The 20,637-nt window shown below is 70.9% G+C and carries 19 protein-coding genes; 10 read left to right on the top strand and 9 right to left on the bottom strand.

The genetic code is table 11. The features are described 5' to 3' along the window. Positions 1 to 51: 51 nt before the first annotated feature. Positions 52 to 1,245: a cysteine desulfurase gene (locus IPM43_04890; protein ID QQS25710.1), complete on the top strand. Its 1,194-nt coding sequence runs from the start codon at positions 52 to 54 to the stop codon at positions 1,243 to 1,245. Then, positions 1,246 to 2,307 (top strand): tRNA 2-thiouridine(34) synthase MnmA, encoded by a 1,062-nt coding sequence (gene mnmA / locus IPM43_04885; protein ID QQS25709.1) that lies wholly within the window; start codon positions 1,246 to 1,248, stop codon positions 2,305 to 2,307. 7 nt (positions 2,308 to 2,314) lie between these two features. On the opposite strand, the gene IPM43_04880 is transcribed toward mnmA, so the two are convergent. Beyond that, positions 2,315 to 3,235 carry a hypothetical protein gene (locus IPM43_04880; protein ID QQS25708.1) on the bottom strand — a complete coding sequence of 307 codons (921 nt, stop codon included), beginning with the start codon at positions 3,233 to 3,235 and terminating at the stop codon, positions 2,315 to 2,317. A 99-nt stretch (positions 3,236 to 3,334) separates the two neighbouring features. On the opposite strand from IPM43_04880, the gene IPM43_04875 reads away from it, so the two are divergent. Together IPM43_04875 and ligA are read left to right on the top strand one after the other, a co-directional pair. Then, positions 3,335 to 4,342 carry a hypothetical protein gene (locus IPM43_04875; protein ID QQS25707.1) on the top strand — a complete coding sequence of 336 codons (1,008 nt, stop codon included), beginning with the start codon at positions 3,335 to 3,337 and terminating at the stop codon, positions 4,340 to 4,342. Next, complete coding sequence (gene ligA, locus IPM43_04870) at positions 4,339 to 6,474, top strand: NAD-dependent DNA ligase LigA (protein QQS25706.1); 2,136 nt, start codon at positions 4,339 to 4,341, stop codon at positions 6,472 to 6,474. The genes IPM43_04875 and ligA overlap by 4 nt, the downstream gene beginning before the upstream one ends. Before the next feature lie 16 nt (positions 6,475 to 6,490). Here the strand turns inward: ligA and IPM43_04865 are convergent, their stop codons facing one another. Further along, positions 6,491 to 6,982 (bottom strand): hypothetical protein, encoded by a 492-nt coding sequence (locus tag IPM43_04865; GenBank protein QQS25705.1) that lies wholly within the window; start codon positions 6,980 to 6,982, stop codon positions 6,491 to 6,493. 95 nt (positions 6,983 to 7,077) lie between these two features. Between IPM43_04865 and IPM43_04860 the strand changes: the two genes are divergently transcribed. The 4 genes from IPM43_04860 (at position 7,078) to IPM43_04845 (ending at position 12,743) form a co-directional block, all read left to right on the top strand. Beyond that, complete coding sequence (locus IPM43_04860) at positions 7,078 to 9,006, top strand: PASTA domain-containing protein (protein QQS25704.1); 1,929 nt, start codon at positions 7,078 to 7,080, stop codon at positions 9,004 to 9,006. Between the two features lie 77 nt (positions 9,007 to 9,083). Next, positions 9,084 to 9,962, top strand: coding sequence for an SDR family NAD(P)-dependent oxidoreductase (locus tag IPM43_04855; GenBank protein QQS25703.1), 879 nt, complete (start codon positions 9,084 to 9,086; stop codon positions 9,960 to 9,962). A 10-nt stretch (positions 9,963 to 9,972) separates the two neighbouring features. Next, positions 9,973 to 11,496: an MFS transporter gene (locus IPM43_04850; GenBank protein QQS25702.1), complete on the top strand. Its 1,524-nt coding sequence runs from the start codon at positions 9,973 to 9,975 to the stop codon at positions 11,494 to 11,496. Between the two features lie 218 nt (positions 11,497 to 11,714). Further along, complete coding sequence (locus IPM43_04845) at positions 11,715 to 12,743, top strand: DUF222 domain-containing protein (GenBank protein QQS25701.1); 1,029 nt, start codon at positions 11,715 to 11,717, stop codon at positions 12,741 to 12,743. Here the strand turns inward: IPM43_04845 and IPM43_04840 are convergent. From IPM43_04840 to IPM43_04830, 3 genes are read right to left on the bottom strand one after another with little or no spacing between them, the layout of a single operon-like run. Further along, positions 12,733 to 13,140 (bottom strand): SCP2 sterol-binding domain-containing protein, encoded by a 408-nt coding sequence (locus IPM43_04840; protein QQS25700.1) that lies wholly within the window; start codon positions 13,138 to 13,140, stop codon positions 12,733 to 12,735. The genes IPM43_04845 and IPM43_04840 overlap by 11 nt on opposite strands. A gap of 11 nt (positions 13,141 to 13,151) precedes the next feature. After that, positions 13,152 to 14,285 (bottom strand): o-succinylbenzoate synthase, encoded by a 1,134-nt coding sequence (gene menC, locus IPM43_04835; GenBank protein ID QQS25699.1) that lies wholly within the window; start codon positions 14,283 to 14,285, stop codon positions 13,152 to 13,154. 15 nt (positions 14,286 to 14,300) lie between these two features. Further along, positions 14,301 to 15,062 (bottom strand): GNAT family N-acetyltransferase, encoded by a 762-nt coding sequence (locus IPM43_04830; GenBank protein QQS25698.1) that lies wholly within the window; start codon positions 15,060 to 15,062, stop codon positions 14,301 to 14,303. A gap of 73 nt (positions 15,063 to 15,135) precedes the next feature. Between IPM43_04830 and IPM43_04825 the strand changes: the two genes are divergently transcribed. Beyond that, complete coding sequence (locus tag IPM43_04825; GenBank protein ID QQS25697.1) at positions 15,136 to 16,713, top strand: phosphoglycerate dehydrogenase; 1,578 nt, start codon at positions 15,136 to 15,138, stop codon at positions 16,711 to 16,713. A gap of 25 nt (positions 16,714 to 16,738) precedes the next feature. Here IPM43_04825 and pyrF read toward each other — a convergent pair whose 3' ends face one another. Genes pyrF through leuA form a run of 4 tightly spaced genes read right to left on the bottom strand, consistent with a single transcriptional unit; the run spans position 16,739 to position 19,915 of the window. Continuing rightward, entirely contained in the window at positions 16,739 to 17,545 is an 807-nt protein-coding gene (gene pyrF, locus IPM43_04820) for an orotidine-5'-phosphate decarboxylase (GenBank protein QQS25696.1), read from the bottom strand. 23 nt (positions 17,546 to 17,568) lie between these two features. Further along, positions 17,569 to 17,760 (bottom strand): ferredoxin, encoded by a 192-nt coding sequence (locus IPM43_04815; protein QQS25695.1) that lies wholly within the window; start codon positions 17,758 to 17,760, stop codon positions 17,569 to 17,571. 39 nt (positions 17,761 to 17,799) lie between these two features. Then, positions 17,800 to 18,198, bottom strand: a complete 399-nt coding sequence (locus IPM43_04810; protein QQS25694.1) for a hypothetical protein — start codon at positions 18,196 to 18,198, stop codon at positions 17,800 to 17,802. Between the two features lie 31 nt (positions 18,199 to 18,229). Then, positions 18,230 to 19,915 carry a 2-isopropylmalate synthase gene (leuA, locus tag IPM43_04805; protein ID QQS25693.1) on the bottom strand — a complete coding sequence of 562 codons (1,686 nt, stop codon included), beginning with the start codon at positions 19,913 to 19,915 and terminating at the stop codon, positions 18,230 to 18,232. 337 nt (positions 19,916 to 20,252) lie between these two features. On the opposite strand from leuA, the gene trxA reads away from it, so the two are divergent. Then, positions 20,253 to 20,633: a thioredoxin gene (gene trxA, locus IPM43_04800; protein QQS25692.1), complete on the top strand. Its 381-nt coding sequence runs from the start codon at positions 20,253 to 20,255 to the stop codon at positions 20,631 to 20,633. The last annotated feature ends 4 nt before the right edge of the window (positions 20,634 to 20,637 follow it).

The following is a 20,637-nucleotide window of genomic DNA, read 5'->3' as shown; positions in this document are numbered from 1 at the left end:
ACGATTCCAGCACGCACCGAGCCCCGAGCGGCCGCGACGCGCACCGGTAGCTTGGACGGGGTGCTCGTGTACCTCGACCACGCGGCCACGACGCCGATGCACCCCGAGGCCGTCGCGGCGATGGCGCCCTACTTCGCCGACTCGTACGCGAACCCCTCCGGATCACACCGCCTCGCGCGCGCCGCTCGGCTGGCGGTCGACGAAGCACGGGACGCCGTGGCCGCCGAGATCGGCTGCCGTTCCGGCGAGGTCGTCTTCACCGGGTGCGGCACCGAGAGCGACAACGCGGCGATCACCGGCGTGCTCGCAGCTACCGGGGGAGGCAGGGCTGTGTGTCCCGCCGCCGAACACCATGCGGTGCTGCACTGCGTCGAGGCCGCGCAGGGAACCGTCGTCGGCGTCGACGGGAAGGGCTGCGTCGACCTCGACGCGCTCGCCGACGCGCTCGCCCGCGCAACTACCGACGACGCGGTGGTGCGGGTGGTGTCCGTCATGGCGGTCAACAACGAGGTCGGCTCGATCACCGACCTCGGCGCGGTGGCACGGCTGGTGCGCTCGCTCGCCCCGGACGCGGTGTTCCACACCGACGCGGTGCAGGCCGCGAACTGGCTGGCGCTACCCGAGCTGTGGTCGCACGTCGACCTGCTCTCGCTCAGCGCCCACAAGTTCGGCGGGCCGAAGGGGGTCGGCGTGCTGGCCGTGCGCGACGGCGTCACGCTGGAGCCGCTGCTGCGCGGCGGCGGCCAAGAGCGCGACCGCCGTAGCGGCACCCACAACGTCGCCGGCATCGTCGGTGCGGCGACCGCGCTCGGCAACGCCTGCGCCGAACGCGCGGCAGAGGTGGCCCGCCTCGGTGCCCTTCGCGACCGGCTCGTCGACGCGCTGGTCGGCGCCGACCTCGGTGTAATCGAGACCGTGCCGCGGTCCGCGAAGGTGGCCGGCTCGGCACACGTCTGCATCGAGGGCGTCGAGAACGAAGCCCTGCTCTACCTCCTCGACGAAGAGGGGTTGTGCGCGTCAGCGGCGTCCGCCTGTGCGAGCGGGGCGATGGAGCCCTCGCACGTGCTCGCGGCCATGGGGGTGCCGCGGGACACGGCGCTCGGTGCTCTGCGGATGACGCTCGGGCGCACCACCACCGCGGCCGACGTCGACCGCGCGATCGAGGTCGTCACCTCCGCTGTCTCACGTCTGCGCCAGGCCATGGGCCGAACACGTCCGGCCCGTTCCCAGACGGCGGGCACGTAGATGGCGCGGGTGCTGGTGGCGATGTCGGGTGGCGTCGACTCCTCCGTCGCCGCCCTGCTCGCGCGGCGCGCCGGCCACCACGTGGTCGGTGTCACGATGAGGCTCTGGGGTGGTGACAGCGACACGGGGTGCTGCAGCGTGGCCGACGTCGACGACGCGCGGCGGGTGGCGCAGCAGATCGGCATCGACCACCTCGTGTTCAACTTCTCCGACGACTTCGACCGCCACGTCGTCGGTCCCTACGTCGCCGCGCACTCCGCAGGCCGCACACCGAACCCCTGCATCGAGTGCAACCGGCACCTGAAGTTCACCCGGCTGTTCGATCGCGCGGCGTTGCTCGGCTTCGACCTCGTCGCGACCGGCCACCACGCCCGGGTCGAGCACCGTCGCGGGACGCCGCCCCACACCCTGGGGCTGGCCCGCGGCGCAGACCGGTCGAAGGACCAGAGCTACGTCGTGCACATGCTCGACTCCACCGAGCTGCGCCGGTTGTGGTTGCCGATCGGTGCGCTGCGCAAGGACGAGGTGCGCGCCGTCGCCGCGCAGGCCGGGCTGCGCACCGCGGCCAAGGCCGACAGCCAGGACGTCTGCTTCGTGTCGGCCGCAGCCGGTGGTCGCCGTGAGTTCCTGCGGCGGCGGATCCCGCTCCGCGCGGGCACCGTCGTCGACGCGACGGGCGCCGACGTGGGCAGCGTCGACGCGGTCGAGCTGGTCACGGTCGGCCAGCGCCGCGGACTCGGCCTGGCGGGTGGGGGTGATCCCCGTTTCGTCGTCGACGTCGACGTCGCTGCCGCGCGTGTCGTCGTCGGCAGCGCGGCCGAGCTGGCCCGGTCCGAGATCCGCCTCGAGCAGACGACCTGGGTGGACGAACCGGCCACGGGTGCGGTGCTCGTGCAGACGAGCGCCCACGGCGAGGCGCATCAAGCCTGCGTCGAGCCCGGCGCGGCGGGTACGGCCACGCTACGGCTCGAGCGTCCGGCGCGCAGGGTGGCGCCTGGGCAGAGCGTCGTGCTGTACGACCTCACCGACACCTGGGTGCTGGGCGGCGGCATCGCGAGCTGACGGCGAGTCAGCGGTTCACGATGGCGATGGCGCGCCCCGGTCGGCTCGGCGCGAGGAGCACCGCCCGCGCGTGCAGCGCGCGGCCGCCGGGGTGCGACGGAGTCCGGGCGAGGACGACGGTGGCCGCTTCGGCGAGCGACAGCTCGAGTGCATGGCCGAGTGCACCACCGGTGAGGTCTGCCGCCTCGGTGTCGGCCAAGGCGAGCGCGCAACCCCGCACCTCCGCGCGCGGGAACATCGCCGTCTCCGCGAGCACGGTGTGGTCGTGCACCACGAGCCCGGCCGGTACGACCACCAGCCAACGCCGGCTCAGTTGGTGGAACCTGCGGGAGAGAACCGCCACGAGCACCACCGCCGCGACGCTCACGAGCGCGCCAGCGACGTAGGCCCGCGCCGCGAGCAGCAGCGGCCCGGCGACGACCGCGGCCACGAGCAGCGCCCAGGCGATCGCAACGACCGGCAGCATCGGCCCCGGCGCGCGCAGGGGGAGCCTTCGCTCCTCGCCGTAGGCAGACGCCTGGACGAACACCTCGCCGACCTCTGCCGAGAGCACGAGCACGCTGGCGAGCAGACCGACCGCGGCCAGCACCGCGGCGAGGGCGCCCGCGCCCTCTACGGTCGCCCAGGCGTAGACCACCACCGACACCGGCACCGCGAGACGGGCGGCGGTGAGGGTGACGGTGCTCGGCACGAGCAGTGCGAGGAGGGTCAGCGACCACCCGAGCCACAGCATCACGGTCGCCACCACCTGCACCGGGCGGGAGTGGTCGGCGAGCACGTCGCCGAGCACCGCCAGCCCTCCGAGCAGCGCGAACCAAGCGAGGCGCAGGGCGGCGACGAGTGCTCGGGCGAGGCTCGACTGGTCGCCCGGTGGGGTCGTCGGTTGTGATCTGGTCTGTACGCGCACGGTGTTGGCCTCACGACTCACCAGAGCAGGGTTTGTCCGGTGGCCGAGGTCTCGACCAACCTAACGTCTGGGGGAAAGCGCACGCGGGGTGACGGCATCGACGGAAAGGGTGAAAAGGCGGTGAAGGTAGGGGCTCTGGCGATCGGAGGTACGGCGACCGGTGTCGGCAGCCTGCCCCACCGCGACGCCGAGGCCGCAGCTGCGTTCTCGCTGCGCTACACCCCAGAGCTGCCGGCGATCCCCAGCCTGCCCCGCCGTTCTCCCGCCGAGGGCATGATCGCCCAGGCGGTGGTCGGCATCCGCGGCGTCGGGCTCGGCCCATACGGCAGCTTCACCGTCGACCTCGACCGCATCGACCCGCTCGCCCCGGTAGCCACCGATATCGGCCACGACGCGTTCGGAGGGTTCAGGGCGTTCCTCGCCCTCGCCGCCGGGCGCACCGCGCCCGTCAAGTGGCAGCTCACCGGACCGGTCACGCTCGGCCTCGCCCTGATGAGGGCCGGAGTTCCGGCCTCGACCGCCTTCGACGTCGCCGTGCGCGCCGTGCGCTCCCGGGTGCAAGCGCTGCACGCCGAGGTCACCTCCGCGCTCCCCGCCGCGCCGCAGGTGGTGGTCGTCGACGAGCCGTCCATCGGCGAGATGATGTCGCCGAGCTTCCCGCTGCCGCCCGACGTGACGATCGACATCATCTCCGGGGCGCTCGCCGCGGTCGAGAACTACGCGCTGGCCGGCGTGCACTGCTGCGCCGACGCCGACTGGGCCTCGGTGCTCGCGAGCGGTCCGTCAGTGCTCTCGTTGCCGATGAGTCCCTCGCTCGCCGACGTCGCCGGCTACCTCTCCGGCTTCCTCGAGCGGGGCGGGATCATCGCGTGGGGGGTGATCCCGACGGACGGCCCGCTCAGCCGGTCCTGCGACCGCCCGTGGCGAAAGCTCAGCGCACTGTGGTGTCAGCTCGTCCAGCGTGGTTGCGACGCAGCCCGCCTGCGCCAACAGAGCCTGATCACCCCCTTGTGCGGGCTCGGGATGCACGCCGAGCAGGTCGCCGCGGGGGTGTTCGAGCAGGTCGGCATCGTCGCCTACCGCGTACGCACGCAGGCGCTGGCCACCCGCTTGAACCTCGGAGCTTGAACCGCGGCGCTGGCGCGCAGCCCTTGGGTAACGTCGACCGGGTGACAGCTCGCGACCCTGGCTCTCGTGCGGCCGAGCTGCGGGAGCTGATCGGCTACCACAACGAGCGCTACTACCTGGACGACGCTCCCGAGGTCGCCGACGCCGAGTACGACGCGCTCGTGCATGAGCTGCGCTCGATCGAGGCCGCGCACCCCGAGCTGGCCGTCGCCTCGCCGACGTCGAAGGTCGGCACGGCGACCGGGGCCACCACGTTCGCCGCCGTCACGCACCGGGTCCCGATGACGAGCCTCGACAACGCGATGAGCGGTGACGAGCTGACGGCTTGGGGCGAGCGGGTGCTCCGCGGGCTGCATGGCCAGGGCGACGCGGCGGTCACACCGCGCTACGTGTGTGAGCTGAAGATCGACGGGCTGGCGGTGAGCGTGCGCTACGAGCACGGCCGCTTCGTGCAGGCGGCGACCCGCGGCGACGGGCGTGTCGGAGAAGACGTCACCGCGAACGTGGCCACCATCGCCGGGCTGCCCCACCGCCTCGCGCCCGACGCGCTCGACGCGCTCGACGTGCCCGAGGTGCTCGAGGTGCGCGGCGAGGTGTACATGCCCGTCGCCGCCTTCGAGCGGCTGAAGGCGGCGAAGGAGGCCGAGAACGTCGAACGAATCGCCGCGGGCCGCAAACCCGAGCCGGTACCGGTCAACCCGCGCAACGCCGGCGCGGGCAGCCTGCGCCAGAAGGATCCAGCCGTCACCGCCGGCCGCGGCCTCGCGTTCTTCGCGTACCAGCTCGGCGAGGTCGTCGGCGGCCCGGCCTTCACGAGCCACCACCACACCCTCGAGCTGCTCTCCCGGCTCGGGTTGCCGGTCAGCCCGGAGACCCGATTGTTCGACTCGCTCGCCGACGTGGCGGCCCACTGCCTGCACTGGCAGGAGCGGCGCCACGACCTGCAATACGAGATCGACGGTGTGGTGGTGAAGGTCGACGACCTCGCCCAGCGCGAGCTGCTCGGGTTCACCTCGCGCGCTCCGCGGTGGGCGATCGCCTACAAGTTCCCCCCCGAGGAACGCACCACGATCTTGCGGGACATCCAGGTGTCGGTGGGGCGCACCGGCCGGGTGACGCCGTTCGCGGTGCTCGAGCCGGTCTTCGTCGGCGGTTCGACCGTCGCCATGGCGACGCTGCACAACGAGGACCAGGTCCGGGCGAAGGACGTGCGCCCCGGCGACACGGTCGTCGTGCGCAAGGCCGGCGACGTGATCCCCGAGGTGGTCGGGCCGGTCCTGTCGCTGCGGTCCGACCTCGCCGCGCCCTGGCAGTTCCCGACCACCTGTCCCTGCCCGCTGCAGACCGAGCTCGTACGCGCGCCCGGAGAAGCAGACACACGCTGTGTCGAGCCCGACTGCCCGTTCCAGCGCGACCAGCGCATCGTGCACTTCGCGAGCAGGGGGGCGATGGACATCGAGGGCCTCGGGGAGAAGACCGTGTTGCAGTTGAGCGAGGCCGGCTTGGTGCAGGACCCCGCCGACATCTACCGGCTCACCAGCGAAGACCTGCTCACGCTCGCCGGCTTCGCCCAGGTCAGCGCCGACAAGCTCGTCGCGGCGATCGACGGTTCCAAGGATCGCCCGCTGCCGAGGCTCATGACCGCGCTCGGCGTGAAGAACCTCGGCCCGGCTGCGTCAGAGGCGCTGGCGCGCGCGTTCGGCAACCTCGACGCCGTGCTCACCGCGTCGGAGGCCGACCTCGCGACGGTCGACGGCGTGGGCGCGGTGATCGCCGCATCGATAACCCGGTGGTACTCCGACCCGGCCCACCGGGCCTTCGTCGACAAGCTGCGTGAGTCGGGTGTCCAGTTCGGCAACGTGGTGGTCAGCCGCCAGCCCCAGGTGCTCGCCGGCAAGGCGGTGGTGGTCACCGGCACGCTCGACGGCTTCACGCGGGAAGAGGCCGAAGCTGCCATCAAGGACCGCGGCGGCAAGAGCCCCGCCAGTGTGTCGGCCAAGACCTTCGCGGTGGTGGTCGGTGCCGATCCCGGCGCGTCGAAGCTGGGCAAGGCCGAAGCCCTCGGCGTGCCGGTGCTCGACGAAGCCGGGTTCGGCGCGCTGCTCGCCACCGGGGAGCTGCCCGTGCGGTGAGGCGCCGGAGAGACGCTCAGAGCACCTCGAAGGTCCAGGTGAACGAGCGGGCCGCGGCCCTTCCCTCTTCGATCTTCCAGTAGAGCACCGTCGCCGTGTGCTCGCCCACGTGGTACTCCTCCACCTCGGCCCCCTCGGTCGGGCGGAAGCTGATCACGAAGTTGCCCGGGTCCCAGATGGCCGTCGCCGGCAGCTCCACCTGCTGACCGGGCTCGGCGGAACCTCCCGGACCGGACAGCTCGTCGAGACTGACCACGGTGAGCTCGACGCCGTCGAGGATCAGCGCCGCCTCGTGGTTGGCGGCGAGGTCGACGACGATCTCCGTCTGGCGCAGTACCTGCCTGTCGTTCGGAGTGGGCGAGATCGCCTCGATCTCGTCGGGCAGCCCGAGCGCGTCCGGGCCGGTGCGGCTGGCGTTCACACCTATCCCGATCAGCATCACCCCGACGGCGACCGCGAAGCTGACCGCGAGCAGCTCGCCGTTGATCCGCCGTCCGAGGAGCCGCACGGCGACATTCTCGCCGACCGGTGGGTGAACTCCACCGCGCCGGACACCGCCCTGTGCCGCCGCGGAAGTCACGCCGCGCTGTAGGTTCGCCGTCCGTGGCTGGAGGTGATACTGCAACTGGGCTCGCCGGTCGTGTGCTCGGAGGGCGGTACCGGCTCACGTCGCGCCGCGGCGGGGGCGGGTCGTCAGAGGTCTACGTCGCCACCGACATGCAGCTCGACCGCAGCGTGGCGGTGAAGCTGCTCGCGCCAGAGCTCACCGCCGACGCCGAGTTGGGCAAGCGTCTGCGTGCCGAGGCCCAGGTGGCGGCATCGCTCGACCATCCGAACGTCGTACGGGTGGAGGACTGGGGTCAAGAGGACATCGGCGGGCGGACACGTTCGTACCTCGTGCTCGAGTACCTGGCCGGCGGCAGCTTGCGCGACATGCTCGATCGCGGCCGCCTGCTCAGCCCCTCCCAGGCGCTCGTCGTCGGCCTCGACGTATGCCGTGGCCTCGACTACGCGCACCGGCGGGGCCTGGTCCACCACGACATCCGGCCGGGCTCGATCCTGTTCGGCGAGGATCGCCGGGCCCGCGTGGCCAACTTCGGTCTGGCCCGAGCGCTCTCCGAGCAGGCTTGGTCGTCGCCGTCGACTGTCGACCAGGACCGCGCGCGCTACGCCTCGCCCGAGCAGGGCCAAGGCCTGCCGGTGGACGAGCGCACCGACGTCTATTCGCTGTGCCTCACGTTGATCGAGTCGGTCACCGGGCAGGTTCCGTTCGAGGCCGACTCGGTCGTCGCGACGCTGTCGGCGCGCGCCGACCGGCTGATGCCCGTCTCCGCCGACCTCGGCCCTCTCGCCTCGGTGTTCGAAAAGGCGGGCCGCGCCGACCCAGGGGAGCGATCGACCGCGGCTGAGCTCGGCCGCTCGCTCGTGCAGGCCGCCGAGAAGCTTCCCCGCCCGGCCCCGATCGCCGTCGTCAGCTCGGGCATGTTCGCCGCGGACAACACCGCCACCCTGGCGCGCCCGACGACGAGCACTGCCGAAGCGGCGCGGCGGGGCTCGGCGACGGGCATGCGGATCAAGGAAGAGCCTGCCGACGACTCCGCCCCCGAGGCGGTCGACAAGCCGCACGTGCTGCGCTGGGCGCTCGCCGCGCTCGCGCTGGTGGCGCTGGTGGTAGGCGCGTTCGTCGCCTGGCGCGCGCTCTCGACGACGAGATACGACGTCCCCGACCTCGTCGGGCTAGATGTCGGCGCCGCGTTGAACCAGATCTCCGGCTATGACTGGGACGTACTCCAGACCGACGAGTCGAGCGAGACCGTCGAGAAGGACATCGTCTTGCGCACCGATCCCGCGGAGGGCGCGTCGATCGCGGAGGGCGGACGGTTGACGCTCGTCGTCTCGACCGGACCGGCGCCACGCGTCCTGCCCGAGATCGCGGGCATGTCGGTGGAAGAGGCGACAGCCGAGCTGGGCGCGCTCGACCTGGGGCTGCAGGTGGTCGCCGAGGTGCCCGACGAGGAGGTGCCGGCGGGGACGATCCTCACGTGGGCGGTGCCCGAGCAGCCCTCGCTGCTCGCCGGCGACGACGTGGTGCGCGGCACCACCGTGCACGCCACTGCCTCGAGCGGGCCGGCACCGCGCACGGTGCCGCCCGTGACCGGTCTGACACTCGACGCGGCCACCGCCGAGCTGGAGGCGCTGCGGCTGAAGGTGGAGCGCGGTGTCGACGTGTTCTCCGACAACATCCCGCCCGGCTCGGTCGTATCGCAGTCCGTGGAAGCGGGCAGCCAGGTGGAGCGTGACTCGAGCGTCGAGCTGTCGGTGTCGAAAGGCCCCGACCTGATTGCCGTTCCCCCGATCGCCGGCCTCGACTGCCCTGGTGTCACGAACGCACTGGAAGGTGCCGGTTTCACGATCGGCAGCCTGCTCGGCGTGTCCACCGCGAAGCCGGCGTCGATCCTCGTCGAGGGCCGCCCGATCGAGGTCGGCGAGTTGCTCCGCCGCGGCACCCCGATCGACCTGATCTGCCTGTAGGCCGGTTTCGGCGCGGCGCGCCGGCACCGTTACGCTCCCGCGAACACCACACCGGATCGAAGGACGGGGATCGCATCATGGGAGCACTGGACGGACGCGTGGCGATCATCACCGGGGCCGGGCGTGGCCTGGGACGCGAACACGCGCTGCTCTTCGCGGCAGAAGGCGCCAAGGTGGTCGTCAACGACCTCGGCGGAGCCAACGACGGCACCGGCACCGACCTCACTCCCGCCGAGCAGGTGGTGGCCGAGATCGTGGCTCTCGGCGGCGAGGCCATCGTCAACGGTGACAACGTGGCCGACTGGGAAGGCGCCCAGCGGATGGTCAACTCCGCCGTCGAGGCGTTCGGCGACCTCGACATCCTCGTCAACAACGCCGGCATCCTGCGCGATCGGGTGCTCGTCAACATGACCGAGGAGGAGTGGGACGCGGTGATCGCCGTGCACCTGAAGGGTCACTTCGCGCCCACCCGGTGGGCGGCGACCTACTGGCGCGAGCAGGCGAAGGCGGGGGTGCAAAAGCCCCGCAACGTAGTGCACACCTCGAGCACGTCGGGCCTGCTCTCCAACCCCGGGCAGTCGAACTACGGTGCCGCCAAGTCGGGCATCGCCACGTTCAGCCAGATCTGCGCGAAGGAGCTCGCTCGCTACGGGGTCAAGAGCAACTGCATCGCTCCCGCGGCGCGAACCCGGCTGACGCTCGCTACGCCCGGTCTCGGCGACATCATGGCCCCGAAGGAGGGCGCGTTCGACGTGTGGGATCCGGGCAACGTCAGCCCGCTCGTCGCGTACCTCGCCTCCACGGACTGCGCGTTCAACGGCGAGACGTTCTTCGTGCAGGGCGGGACCGTGACGCGGGTGCAGTCGTGGACGATGGCCGAAACGGCCCAGCACGACGGCCGGTGGACGGTGTCCGGGCTGACCGCCGCGCTCGCGGACCTCACCCCGAAGACCTGATCCGATCCCCGTGGGCGGCGGTCCGGCGCCGGCGGCGAAGGATCCAGCATCGGCGCCGCGCGACGAGGGCGACGCCCAGCACGCCTCGATGCGCGTCGACGCGGCCGGCGTCGACGAGTTGGGCGTGGTGCCCTGGCCGATCATCCTGCGTCGGCGCATCGCGCAGCGGGTAGGCCTCGACCGGCGGTGGGCGTCGCTGCTCGTGGTGCTGACCGGGCTGTTCACGGTCTCGTTCACGATCACTCTGCTCGCGGTGTCTCTCGGCACGATCGCCGACGACCTCGATTCGTCGATCAGTGTCGTCTCGTGGTCGATCACCGGGCCGATGCTGGCGTTCGGGGTGGTCGGCCCGGCCTACGGCAAGGCCGGCGACCTGTGGGGCCACAAGCGGGTGTTCGTGCTCGGCCTGCTCGGCTGTGGGATCTTCGCCGGTCTCACCGCCGTCGCCCCGAACGCGGCGTCGATGATCGCCTTCCGGATCCTGTCGGCGTCGGCCGGGGCGGCGACCGGGCCGTCGACGATGGCGTACATCAACCGCCTGTTCCGGCCGGAGGAACGGGTCAAGCCGCTCGGCTACTGGAGCCTCGTGAACGCCGGGGCTCCCGTCCTCGGTGTGGTCGCCGGTGCACCCCTGATCGATGCGGTCGGCTGGCGGGTGATCTTCGCCGTGCAGGCGCCGCTCTGCGGTCTCGGTGTGCTCATCGCGCTGTGGCTGCTGCCCGACACCGAGCGGATGCCCGGGGTGCGCTTCGACGTTCCCGGTTCGATCTCGCTCGGCCTCGGTGCGGCGTCGTTGCTGGCCGGCGTCAACCAGGGGCCGCGGTGGGGCTGGTCGAGCCCGGCCACGCTCGCGTGCTTCGTGGTCGGCGTCCTCGGGATCACGACGTTCGTCCTCGTCCAGCGCCGGTCCGTGGCGCCGCTGATGCCGCTGCACTGGTTCCGAACGCGCAACGTCGTGCTGCCCATCGCCTCCCAGACGCTGACCAACTTCGCCTACATGGGTGGCTTTTTGCTTGCTCCGCAGGTGCTCGGCAGGCTGCTCGACTACTCCACCGAGCGCACCGCCTTCGTGGTCATCGCCCGACCGCTCACGTTCGCGATCGTCGCGCCCCTCGCGGGCTACGTGACGATCCGCGTGGGCGAGCGCGTGTCGGGCGTCGTCGGAGCCCTGCTCGTGACCTCGTCGATGGTCGGCTTCGTGGCGATCCGGCCCGACACGGAGCTGTTGTTCGTCGTCGTCGCGCTGGCGTTGTCGGGAGCCGGCGTCGGCATCGCCGCGCCGGCGCTCACCTCGCTCGTCGCGAACGCGGTCGACGAGCGCGACCTCGGGGTGGCCGGGGCGCTCCAACAGCTCATGTCACAGCTCGGGGCGGTGCTCGGCTCGGTGGTGATGATCAGCGTGCAGCAGGCGGCGGAGGACTCCGGCGGGCTGCAGGGCTCGTTCCGCCCGGCGTTCACCGTTGCCGCCGCTTGCGCCGCGACGGGCGCCCTGGCGGCGTTCTTCGTGCGCTCCACATCGCGCACGGTGGCGTGACCTACCCCGTTCGACGCGTCCGCGGACGCGTCGGGGGTTTGGTGGCGTCGGGTCGGCGCGTCCGCGGACGCGCCGGGGGGTCGGTGTCACACCGGCTTCGTAGGCTGGTCGTAGCGCAGCTCGACCAGCCCTGCGGTTCCGGTGGTGCCGGGACAAGTGCCCCGACTGGGGTGCTGATCGGTGGTCCTTCATCCGGTTCGTTGTGTGGAGGTTCCCCGATGGCTGCCCGTGGTTGTTTGCTGCTCGATCGTTTGCGTGCGGTTGCCCACGCTTGGGCTCGTCATCAGAGCGAGCTGGTGATGTTGGCCGCCGAGCTCGCCGACGGCAGCGAGTGGATCGCGGACGGTTCGCCGACCGCGGCGCATTGGCTGGCCGCGGTCGCCGATGTAGAGACGTGCACCGCGCGTGAGTGGATCCGTATCGGACGCCAACTCGCCCGCCTGCCCGCGTCCGCGGACGCGTTCGTTGCGGGGCGGATCTCGTACTCCAAGGTCCGCACCCTGACCCGTATCGCCACCCCCGACAACGAGACCGACCTGGTCGCGATCGCCGAACACACCCCGGCGAGTGACCTCGCTCGGGAGCTCGCCCGGTGGATGCACCGCACCCACAGCGCAAGTGAGATCGCCGGTCATCAACACCGCCAGCGGGGGCTGCGCTGGCGTCACGAACCCGACGGCACCGTCGCGTTCAGCGCCCGGTTGGAGCCCTTGGCCGCTGGCAGGCTGATCGCCGCCTTGCAGGCCAAGGTGATGATCCACACCCGACCCACCACGGGACCCGGTGTCTGTGATGGGGGCTGGCCGAGCGTCGCGCAGCAGTACGCCGACGCGCTCGATGCGCTGGTCACGAACGGCACCGGGGGCATCTTGACCGAGGTGATCGTGCACGTACGCGGTGACGGCGTCACCCTCGACGACGGCACCCCGATCGCGGGTTCGATCGTCGAGCGGATCGCACCGGCAGCGTTCCTGCGGGTCCTCACCCACGACGCGAACCGGCGCCCGATCAATGCCTCGGGCCGCCACCGCCACCCCAGCACCCGTCAGAAACGAGTGGTCAAAGAACGCGACCGGTGCTGCGTCGACTGCGGACGCAACGAGCTCCTCGAGTACGACCACGTACCCGACTACGACACCACCCACCACACCCTCGTCGAAGAGCTACAACTCCGCTGCGCACCCTGCCACCAGGCCCGTCACAGAGAACGAGTGGTCGAAGGGGCTGATCGGCGCGCTACTCGGTGATCTGTTTGATCTCCTCGGCGATCTTCTGGGTGATCTCGGTCTGGGGCATGGCGGTCTGCAGCGCCATCATCTTCATCATGTCGCCCTGCACCTTGATCTTGCCGCCCATGAATGCCTGCATGCCGGCCGCCTGGTCGCCGAGGGCGAAGATCGCGCGTGCCGTCGCCCAGTCGGTGGTGATGGTGACGTCGGGTTCGTCGAGCTTGCCGAGCTCGACCTCCATCTCACCGTTGGACGTGTCGACGTAGGCCTCGATCGTGCCGCCGCCGAACGGAGCGTCGGTGATCACCTGGTTGACCTTGATCACCTGCGTCACCGGAGGATGCTGGTCGGCGTACTTGTGCCGGATCTCCTTGGCTGCCTGGATCCATGCTTCCGACAAGAAGGGGTGCGTCATGGGCGCCGACGCTACCGCGCGGCAGCGGTGACGGTCTCCGTGGAGGTCGTCACCGAGTCGACCAACGATTCGTCCAGCTCGACGCCCGTTCCTGGGCCGGTGGGCACCGGCACATGACCGTCGACGACCTGCATCGGTTCGGTGACGATGTCGCGCGTCCAGAACCGCGTGGAGGCCGAGATGTCTCCGGTGAGGGTGAAGCCGGGTAGCGCGGCGAGCGCCGCGTTCATCGCGCGTCCGATGCCGGTCTCGAGCATGCCGCCGCACCACACGGGCACCCCGTGCGCGGCGCACACGTCGTGGACGCGCCGGGCCTCGAGGTAGCCGCCCACGCGCCCGGCCTTCACGTTCACGATCGAGCAGGCCCCGAGCGCGATGGCGTCGGCGGCCGCCCGTGCGGACGTGATCGACTCGTCGAGGCAGACCGGCGTGGCGATGCGGGTGGCGAGCTCGGCGTGTCCGAGCAGGTCGTCCTCGGGCAGCGGCTGCTCGATCAGCAGCAGGCCGGCCTCGTCGAGCTGGGCGAGGTGCCGGGCGTCGCCACGGCGGTACGCGGCGTTCGCGTCCACTTGCAGAGGGAGCGCGTCGCCGAACTCGGCGCGCACCGCGCGGACGGGCTCGACGTCCCACCCCGGTTCGATCTTCAGCTTGATGCGTACGTATCCGGCGTCGAGGTATCCGCCGACGACGTCGATCAGCTCGGCGATCGAGCCGACGATGCCGACCGATACGCCGGAGGGGACCCGCTCACGCACGGCGCCGAGGTGCTCGGCCACCGATCGTCCCTGGGAACGCAACTCGGCGTCGAGCACTGCGCACTCGAGCGCGGCCTTGGCCATGCGGTGGCCCTTCACCGGGTCGAGCGCCACGGCCACCTCGTGGGCGGCCACCCGGGCACCGCGGTGCGCGAACAAGCGCGGTAGCAGGTGGGCGCGGATGACGTGCTGCGCGGCCTCGGTGTACTCGCTCGAGTAGAGCGGATCGTCGCCGGCCACACACTCGCCCCACCCGTCGCCGACGTCGGTCGTGACGTGGACGAGCAGCACGTCACGGTCGGTCTGCGTGCCGAACGAGGTGCGGAAGGGAGTGACGAGATCCAGCGCGATGCGGCGCAGCTCGACTGCGCGGAGTTGAGCGGGTTCCATCCGGTCCTCCATCGGTCAGGGGTGGACGGGGTCGGCCGGGGTGAGCACGTAGGCGCCGTCGGTGGTCAGCTCGGTGATCCGCCAGCCGGTGGCGAGGGGCCCGTCGAGCTCTTCGCGGAGACGGTGTCGCCAGGCCTTGGCTTCGAGCGGGGACTCACGTCGCATGGCGACGATGTCGTCCGGGGTCGGCACCACGCGCTGGGGGCGCGCGACTTCGGCGCTGCGGCGCCCCGGTCGGGGGCTGTGGGGGGTGCCCAGCTCCCACACCGCGAGCAGCCGGTCGGTCTCGTCGTCGCTGTTGATCTCGTCGTGCAGTGGGCCGTAGAAGTTGACGATGTACTCGTCGACGCTCACCCCCAGCACCTGCAGGTTGAACCACGCGTTGCGGCGCACGAGCGGGTCGAAGGTCCAGGTGATGCAGTGCAGGCCGTGCTGTAGCGCCCAGGCCCGCTGGTGGTACTTGATCAGGCGTCCGTAGCCCCGGTGCTGGTATGCGGGCACGATGCCGGTCACGTGCGAGTGCAGGCTCAGCTCGGTGCCGTGGCGACCGAGAAAGCCGAACGAACCCCCCACCCACCGCCCCGTGGAGTCGACCGCGGCCGACGCGTAGCCGCCGGCATGGGTGAGCGCGACGAGGAAGTCCGGGCTGACCAGGCTGCCTTCGGGGAAGGCCCACACCTCGTGGAACACCCTCATGAGGGCGCGCATCTCGTCGAGGTCGAACAGGTTGACGACCTTCAGATCACCCTGGTTCACGTGGTCGCCGCCGGAGCTCACGAGTGCCGACCCTACCGATCCGGCCGGCGTCACATTGGTCCACGGCGGTTGGCGCCGATAAGCATTGATCACGATGTCCCGCATCCTCGTCACCGAAGAGATCGCCGAGGGTGGTCTCGAGCGGCTCCGCGCAGCCGGCCACACCGTCGACGTCCAGCTCGGCCTCACCGGGGCCGGGTTGCTCGATGCCGTCGCCGACGCGAATGCCCTGATCATCCGCTCCGCCACGCAGGTCACCGCCGAGGTGCTCGCGGCGGCCTCCAGGCTGGTCGTCGTCGGCAGGGCCGGCATCGGCCTCGACAACGTCGACGTCGACGCCGCCACCCAGCGCGGGGTGATGGTGGTCAACGCCCCGCAGAGCAACATCGTCTCCGCCGCGGAGCACACGGTGGCGCTGCTCCTGGCGGTGGCCCGCAACGTGCCCCAGGCCCATGCCGCGTTGAAGCAGGGCCGCTGGGAGCGCAGCAGGTGGGAAGGGGTGGAGCTCGCCGACAAAACCCTCGGGGTGGTCGGCCTCGGCCGGATCGGCAAGCTCGTCGCGCAGCGGGCGCTCGCCTTCGGCATGCGGCTCGTCGCGTACGACCCGTTCGTGTCCACGGAGCGGGCCCGCCAGATGAGCGTCGAGCTGCTCCCGCTCGAGGATGTGGTCGCCCAGAGCGACTTCTTGACGGTTCACCTGCCGAAGACGAAAGAGACGGTCGGGCTGATCTCTGCCGACCTGCTCGCCCGGGCGAAGCCCGAGCTGCGCCTGGTCAACGTCGCCCGCGGCGGCATCGTCGACGAGGAGGCGCTCGCCGACGCGGTGTCCCGAGGCGTGATCGCGGGAGCTGCCCTCGACGTGTTCGCCACCGAACCCTGCACCGAGAGCCCGCTCTTCGGGCTCGACGACGTGATCGTCACCCCCCACCTCGGGGCCAGCACCCGTGAGGCCCAGGACAAGGCGGGCGACACGATCGCCGACCAGGTCCTGCTCGCACTCGCGGGGGACTTCGTACCGTTCGCGGTGAACGTGTCGGCGGTCGAGGCGAACGAGACCGTAAGGCCGTTCCTGCCGCTCGCCGAGCGCCTCGGACGGCTGTTCGCGACGCTGGCCGTGCAAGACGGCGAGGTGCGCCCCGGCCATCTCGAGGTGTGCGCCGAGGGCGAGATCGCCCGCTACGACAACAGGCTGCTCACCCTCAGCGCGCTGAAGGGGTTCTTTGGAGCGATCAGCGAGGAGCCGGTCAGCTACGTCAACGCGCCCCAGCTCGCCCGGGAGCACGGGGTCGAGGTGCGTGAGTCGGCGTGCGTCGATTCCGCCGACTTCGTCAACCTGGTCACGCTGCGCAGCGGGAGGCACTCGATCGCGGGCACCCTCACCGGGCGTCGCGGCGAGCCGCGGCTCGTGATGATCGACGAGCACACGTGCGACGTCCCGCCCGCCGAGCAGATGCTCGTCGTGCGCAACGACGACCGCCCGGGCGTGATCGGCGTCGTCGGTACCGTCCTCGGTGCCGCAGGGGTGAACATCGACGACATGGACGTCGGTCGGGCCCGTGAGCCCGGTTCGGCGCTCATGGTGATCGCCTCGTCGAGCGTGGTGCCCGACTCGGTCCTCGCCGAGCTGCGTGCCGCGCCGGGCATCACCTCGGTGCACGTACTGCACACCTGAGCCAACGCCCTGCCGCGGGCGGGGCTCAGGCGCGGTTGATCTCGTCGCGGGTGGCGGTGGCGGCCGCGAGCGCCGCCTCGGCGAAGTCTTCGCCGCTCGACGCGTACAGGATGGCCCTCGACGACGAGATCATCAGTCCGCCGTCGTCGGTGCGCCCCGCCCGGACGGTTGCGGTCACGTCGCCGCCCTGGGCTCCCACGCCGGGCACCAGCAACGGCATGTCGCCGACGAGGCCACGCACGACGGCCACGTCGGCGGGGTACGTGGCGCCGACGACGAGGCCGACCTCGCCGAGCTCGCTCCACCGCTCGGCGGCGAGCCTCGCGACGTGCACGTACAGCGGCTCACCGTCGACGAGCAGTTCCTGTATGTCGGCGCTGCCCGGGTTGGAGGTGCGGCACAGCACGATCGCCCCCCGGCCCTCGTAGGAGAGGAACGGCTCGACGGCGTCCGTGCCGAGGTATGGGTTGACGGTGACCGCGTCGGCGCCGTAGCGAGCGAACGCCTCGCGCGCGTAGTGCTCCGCGGTGGAGCCGATGTCGCCACGCTTCGCGTCGAGGACGAGCACGGTGTCGGGGTGATGCTCGCGGATGTGGTGGCACAACCGCTCGAGCTGGTCCTCGGCGCGCTGCGCGGCGAAGTGGGCGAACTGGGGCTTGAAGGCGCACACGACGCCTGCTGTGGCGTCGACGATCTCGCGGCAGAAGTGGAAGAGCGCGTCGTCGTAGCCGTCGAGGGGCAAGGGCAGCGCCAGCGGGTCGGGGTCGAGCCCGACGCACAGCAGCGACCCGGTGCGCAGCCACGCTGCGCGGAGCTTGGCGTGGAACGACATCGAGGGGAGGAGTTGTCCCCCTGCTAGCCCTCGACCGTGATCGCGGCCGTCGGGCACAGGTCTGCGGCCTGGACCACCTTCTCGCGCAGCTCCTCCGACGGCTCGCCCTGCAGGATGTAGAGGTAGCCGTCGCGGCGCACCTCGAACACCTCCGGGCAGACCTGCATGCAGGAACCCGTCGATGCGCACACGTCGAAGTCGACCGTGACCTTCATCCGCTCATCTCCCGTCGATCGTCACCCGCGCGTGCGGGCTCAGGCCTTGGCCCGACGATAGCCGTCGGCCTGCGCGTCGGCCGGGTCGGCGTAGCAGCGCTCGGGGATCGTGCGCTCGTAGAACCGGCCGCCCGGCACGTGGAAGATCCCCGAGCCGGCGTTGGCCTTGATCGGGTAGCCCGGGGGGCAGGCGCCGCCGATCGGCGGGCGCCAGCGAGGGGTGACCTCGGTGGCCGCGGCGAGCTCCGCGACCTCGGTCTGCTCCGACGGAGCGCTCGCCGCCGGGGCGTCGGGGGTGAAGCGCGGCCACTGCGGTTCGGGCAGGTTCTCCAGCTGAGCCGGCCGAGCACCGAAGCGGCGCCACGCGGCCAGCACGGCCGCGCCGAGCGCGGCCACGATGGCCAATCTCACCACCAAGCGACCGATGCGGCAGCGCATGGGGGCGAGCCTACGCGCGTGGGCAGCGCCGTCAGTGGAGGTGGCGCTCGTAGGCCGAGAGCACGGCGCGCAGCGAGGCGGTGATGATGTTGGGATCGGTGCCGACTCCCCACAGCACCTGCCCGTCGCCGTTGGTCGTCTCGACGTAGGCCACCGCCGTCGCCTCGGAGCCCTGCCCGACAGCGTGCTCGGCGTAGTCGACGACGTCGACCACCGCGCCGAGACCATCGCGCATCGCATGCACGAACGCGTCGATCGGGCCATTGCCGGCACCGGTGATCGTGCGGTGCTCACCGTCGACGACGAGCTGCGCGGTGATCCTCGACCCGGTGCCGTCGCTCGCGCTCTTCAGCTCGTGGCTGACGAGGCGCAGCCGGGGCGTGGGCGGGAGGTATTCGGCCTCGAAGGCCTCCCACATCGCGACCGGGCTGATCTCGGTGCCGAGATCCTCGGTGACCTTCTGGATGCTCTTCGAGAACTCGATCTGCAGCCTGCGGGGCAGGTCGAAGCCGTACTCGGCCTTCATCACGTAGGCCACCCCGCCCTTGCCGCTCTGGCTGTTGACGCGGATCACCGCCTCATACGTGCGCCCGACGTGCTTGGGGTCGATCGGCAGGTACGGCACACCCCACTCGGCGTAGTCGGTCGGGGGTCGGTTCTGGGCCCGCGCGCCGCCGTGGAGCGCCTCGATGCCCTTCTTGATCGCGTCCTGGTGGCTGCCGGAGAACGCGGTGTACACGAGGTCGCCGACGTAGGGGTGGCGAGGGTGCACCGGCAGGCGGTTGCAGTACTCGGCGGTGCGGCGCAGGGCGTCGATGTCGGAGAGGTCGAGCCCGGGATCGACACCGTTCATGAACAGGTTCATCGCCAGCGTCACGATGTCGACGTTGCCGGTGCGCTCGCCGTTGCCGAAGAGCGTTCCTTCCACCCGATCGGCGCCGGCCATCACGCCGAGCTCGGCCGCGGCGACCGCGCACCCGCGGTCGTTGTGGGGGTGCAGCGACAGCACGACCGAGTCACGTGAGCGCACGTTGCGGCCGAACCACTCGATGACGTCGGCGTAGACGTTCGGCGTGTAGCACTCGACCGTCGCCGGCAGGTTCAAGATGATCGGCTTGTCCGGTGTCGGCTCGATCACGTCCATCACCGCGTGGCAGACCTCGACCGCGAACTCGGGCTCGGTCAAGGTGAAGCTCTCCGGCGAGTACTCGTAGCAGATCTCGGTTCCACCCATCGTCTGCTCGAGCTTCTTGCACAGCCGTGCCCCGGCGACGGCGATGTCGACGATGCCGGCCCGGTCCAGGCCGAAGACCACCTCGCGCTGCAGCGGGTTGGTCGAGTTGTAGAAGTGCAAGATCGCGCTCTTCGCCCCGCGCAGGGCGTCGAAGGTGCGCTCGATCAGTTCTTCGCGGCACTGCACGAGCACCTGCACCACGACGTCGTCGGGGATCAGGTTCTCGTCGATGATCATCCGCAGGAAGTCGAAGTCCGGCTGGCTGGCCGACGGGAAGCCGATCTCGATCTCCTTGAACCCCGTGCGTACGAGGGCGTCGAACATGCGGCGCTTGCGCTCGGGGTCCATCGGGTCGATGAGGGCCTGGTTGCCGTCGCGCAGGTCGACCGAGCACCAGCGCGGGGCGGTGTCGACGACGACGTTCGGCCAGGTGCGGTCGCGCAGCACGAGCGGCACGAACGGGGTGTACTTCTCGAACGGCATCTTCCTCGGTGCTACTGGTGTCGTCGGCATGGCGGCGGTGCTCCTGGGGTGGGGTGTCTCGGTGGGCGTCGTGGTCCGAAAAACGAAAGAACCCCCTGGGCCGCAGGCGCAGGAGGTTCGGCGACAGCGATATGTGGCGGTCGCCGTTACGTAAGAAGGAGGCCCAGCGAGGTGGTCATCGGGAGCGAACGCTACCCGGCTCCACCCGCCGGCGCAACGAGTGGTGCCAAAGGGTTTCCCGGAATACGGGGAGGGGTATAGCGGTTGAAGACTCCGGACCAACAGGAACCACGTGGCGAAGACGCCAATTCCGAGACACCAAAGAGGAGCAGCCCCGATGGGCACCGCCGTCAACCTCACCGCAGAGACGTTCAACGACACCATCGAGCGCGACGGCATCGTGCTCGTCGACTTCTGGGCGGCCTGGTGCGGCCCGTGCCGCGCGTTCGCCCCGGTGTTCGAAGAGGTGGCTCAGGCGAACCCGGACATCGTCTTCGGCAAGGTCGACACCGAGGCCGAGCAGGAGCTCGCGTCCACGCTCTCGATCCGCTCGATCCCCACCCTCATGATCTTCCGCGACCAGGTGCTGCTCTACGCGCAGCCGGGAGCGCTCCCCAAGCACATGCTCGAGGATCTCGTCGAGAAGGCCCGTGCGCTGGACATGGACGAGGTGCGCCGGCAGATCGCCGAGCAGACCGCCGCTCAGCAGCCCGCGTGAGATT

The organism is Actinomycetota bacterium, from assembly GCA_016700055.1.
In the GTDB taxonomy this organism is placed as follows: Bacteria; Actinomycetota; Acidimicrobiia; order Acidimicrobiales; family Ilumatobacteraceae; genus Kalu-18.
The sequence above is the reverse complement of the archived record's forward strand: the minus strand, read 5'-3'. Positions and strand labels throughout refer to the sequence as shown.

Bases quoted from the DNA above. Each gene is read 5' to 3' on its own strand.
- mnmA (QQS25709.1), top strand. From the start codon at position 1,246: ATGGCGCGGGTGCTGGTGGCGATGTCGGGTGGCGTCGACTCCTCCGTC.
- IPM43_04855 (QQS25703.1), top strand. From the start codon at position 9,084: ATGGGAGCACTGGACGGACGCGTGGCGATCATCACCGGGGCCGGGCGT.
- IPM43_04845 (QQS25701.1), top strand. From the start codon at position 11,715: ATGGCTGCCCGTGGTTGTTTGCTGCTCGATCGTTTGCGTGCGGTTGCC.
- IPM43_04840 (QQS25700.1), bottom strand. From the start codon at position 13,140: ATGACGCACCCCTTCTTGTCGGAAGCATGGATCCAGGCAGCCAAGGAG.
- menC (QQS25699.1), bottom strand. From the start codon at position 14,285: ATGGAACCCGCTCAACTCCGCGCAGTCGAGCTGCGCCGCATCGCGCTG.
- IPM43_04825 (QQS25697.1), top strand. From the start codon at position 15,136: ATGTCCCGCATCCTCGTCACCGAAGAGATCGCCGAGGGTGGTCTCGAG.
- pyrF (QQS25696.1), bottom strand. From the start codon at position 17,545: ATGTCGTTCCACGCCAAGCTCCGCGCAGCGTGGCTGCGCACCGGGTCG.
- IPM43_04815 (QQS25695.1), bottom strand. From the start codon at position 17,760: ATGAAGGTCACGGTCGACTTCGACGTGTGCGCATCGACGGGTTCCTGC.
- IPM43_04810 (QQS25694.1), bottom strand. From the start codon at position 18,198: ATGCGCTGCCGCATCGGTCGCTTGGTGGTGAGATTGGCCATCGTGGCC.
- leuA (QQS25693.1), bottom strand. From the start codon at position 19,915: ATGCCGTTCGAGAAGTACACCCCGTTCGTGCCGCTCGTGCTGCGCGAC.
- trxA (QQS25692.1), top strand. From the start codon at position 20,253: ATGGGCACCGCCGTCAACCTCACCGCAGAGACGTTCAACGACACCATC.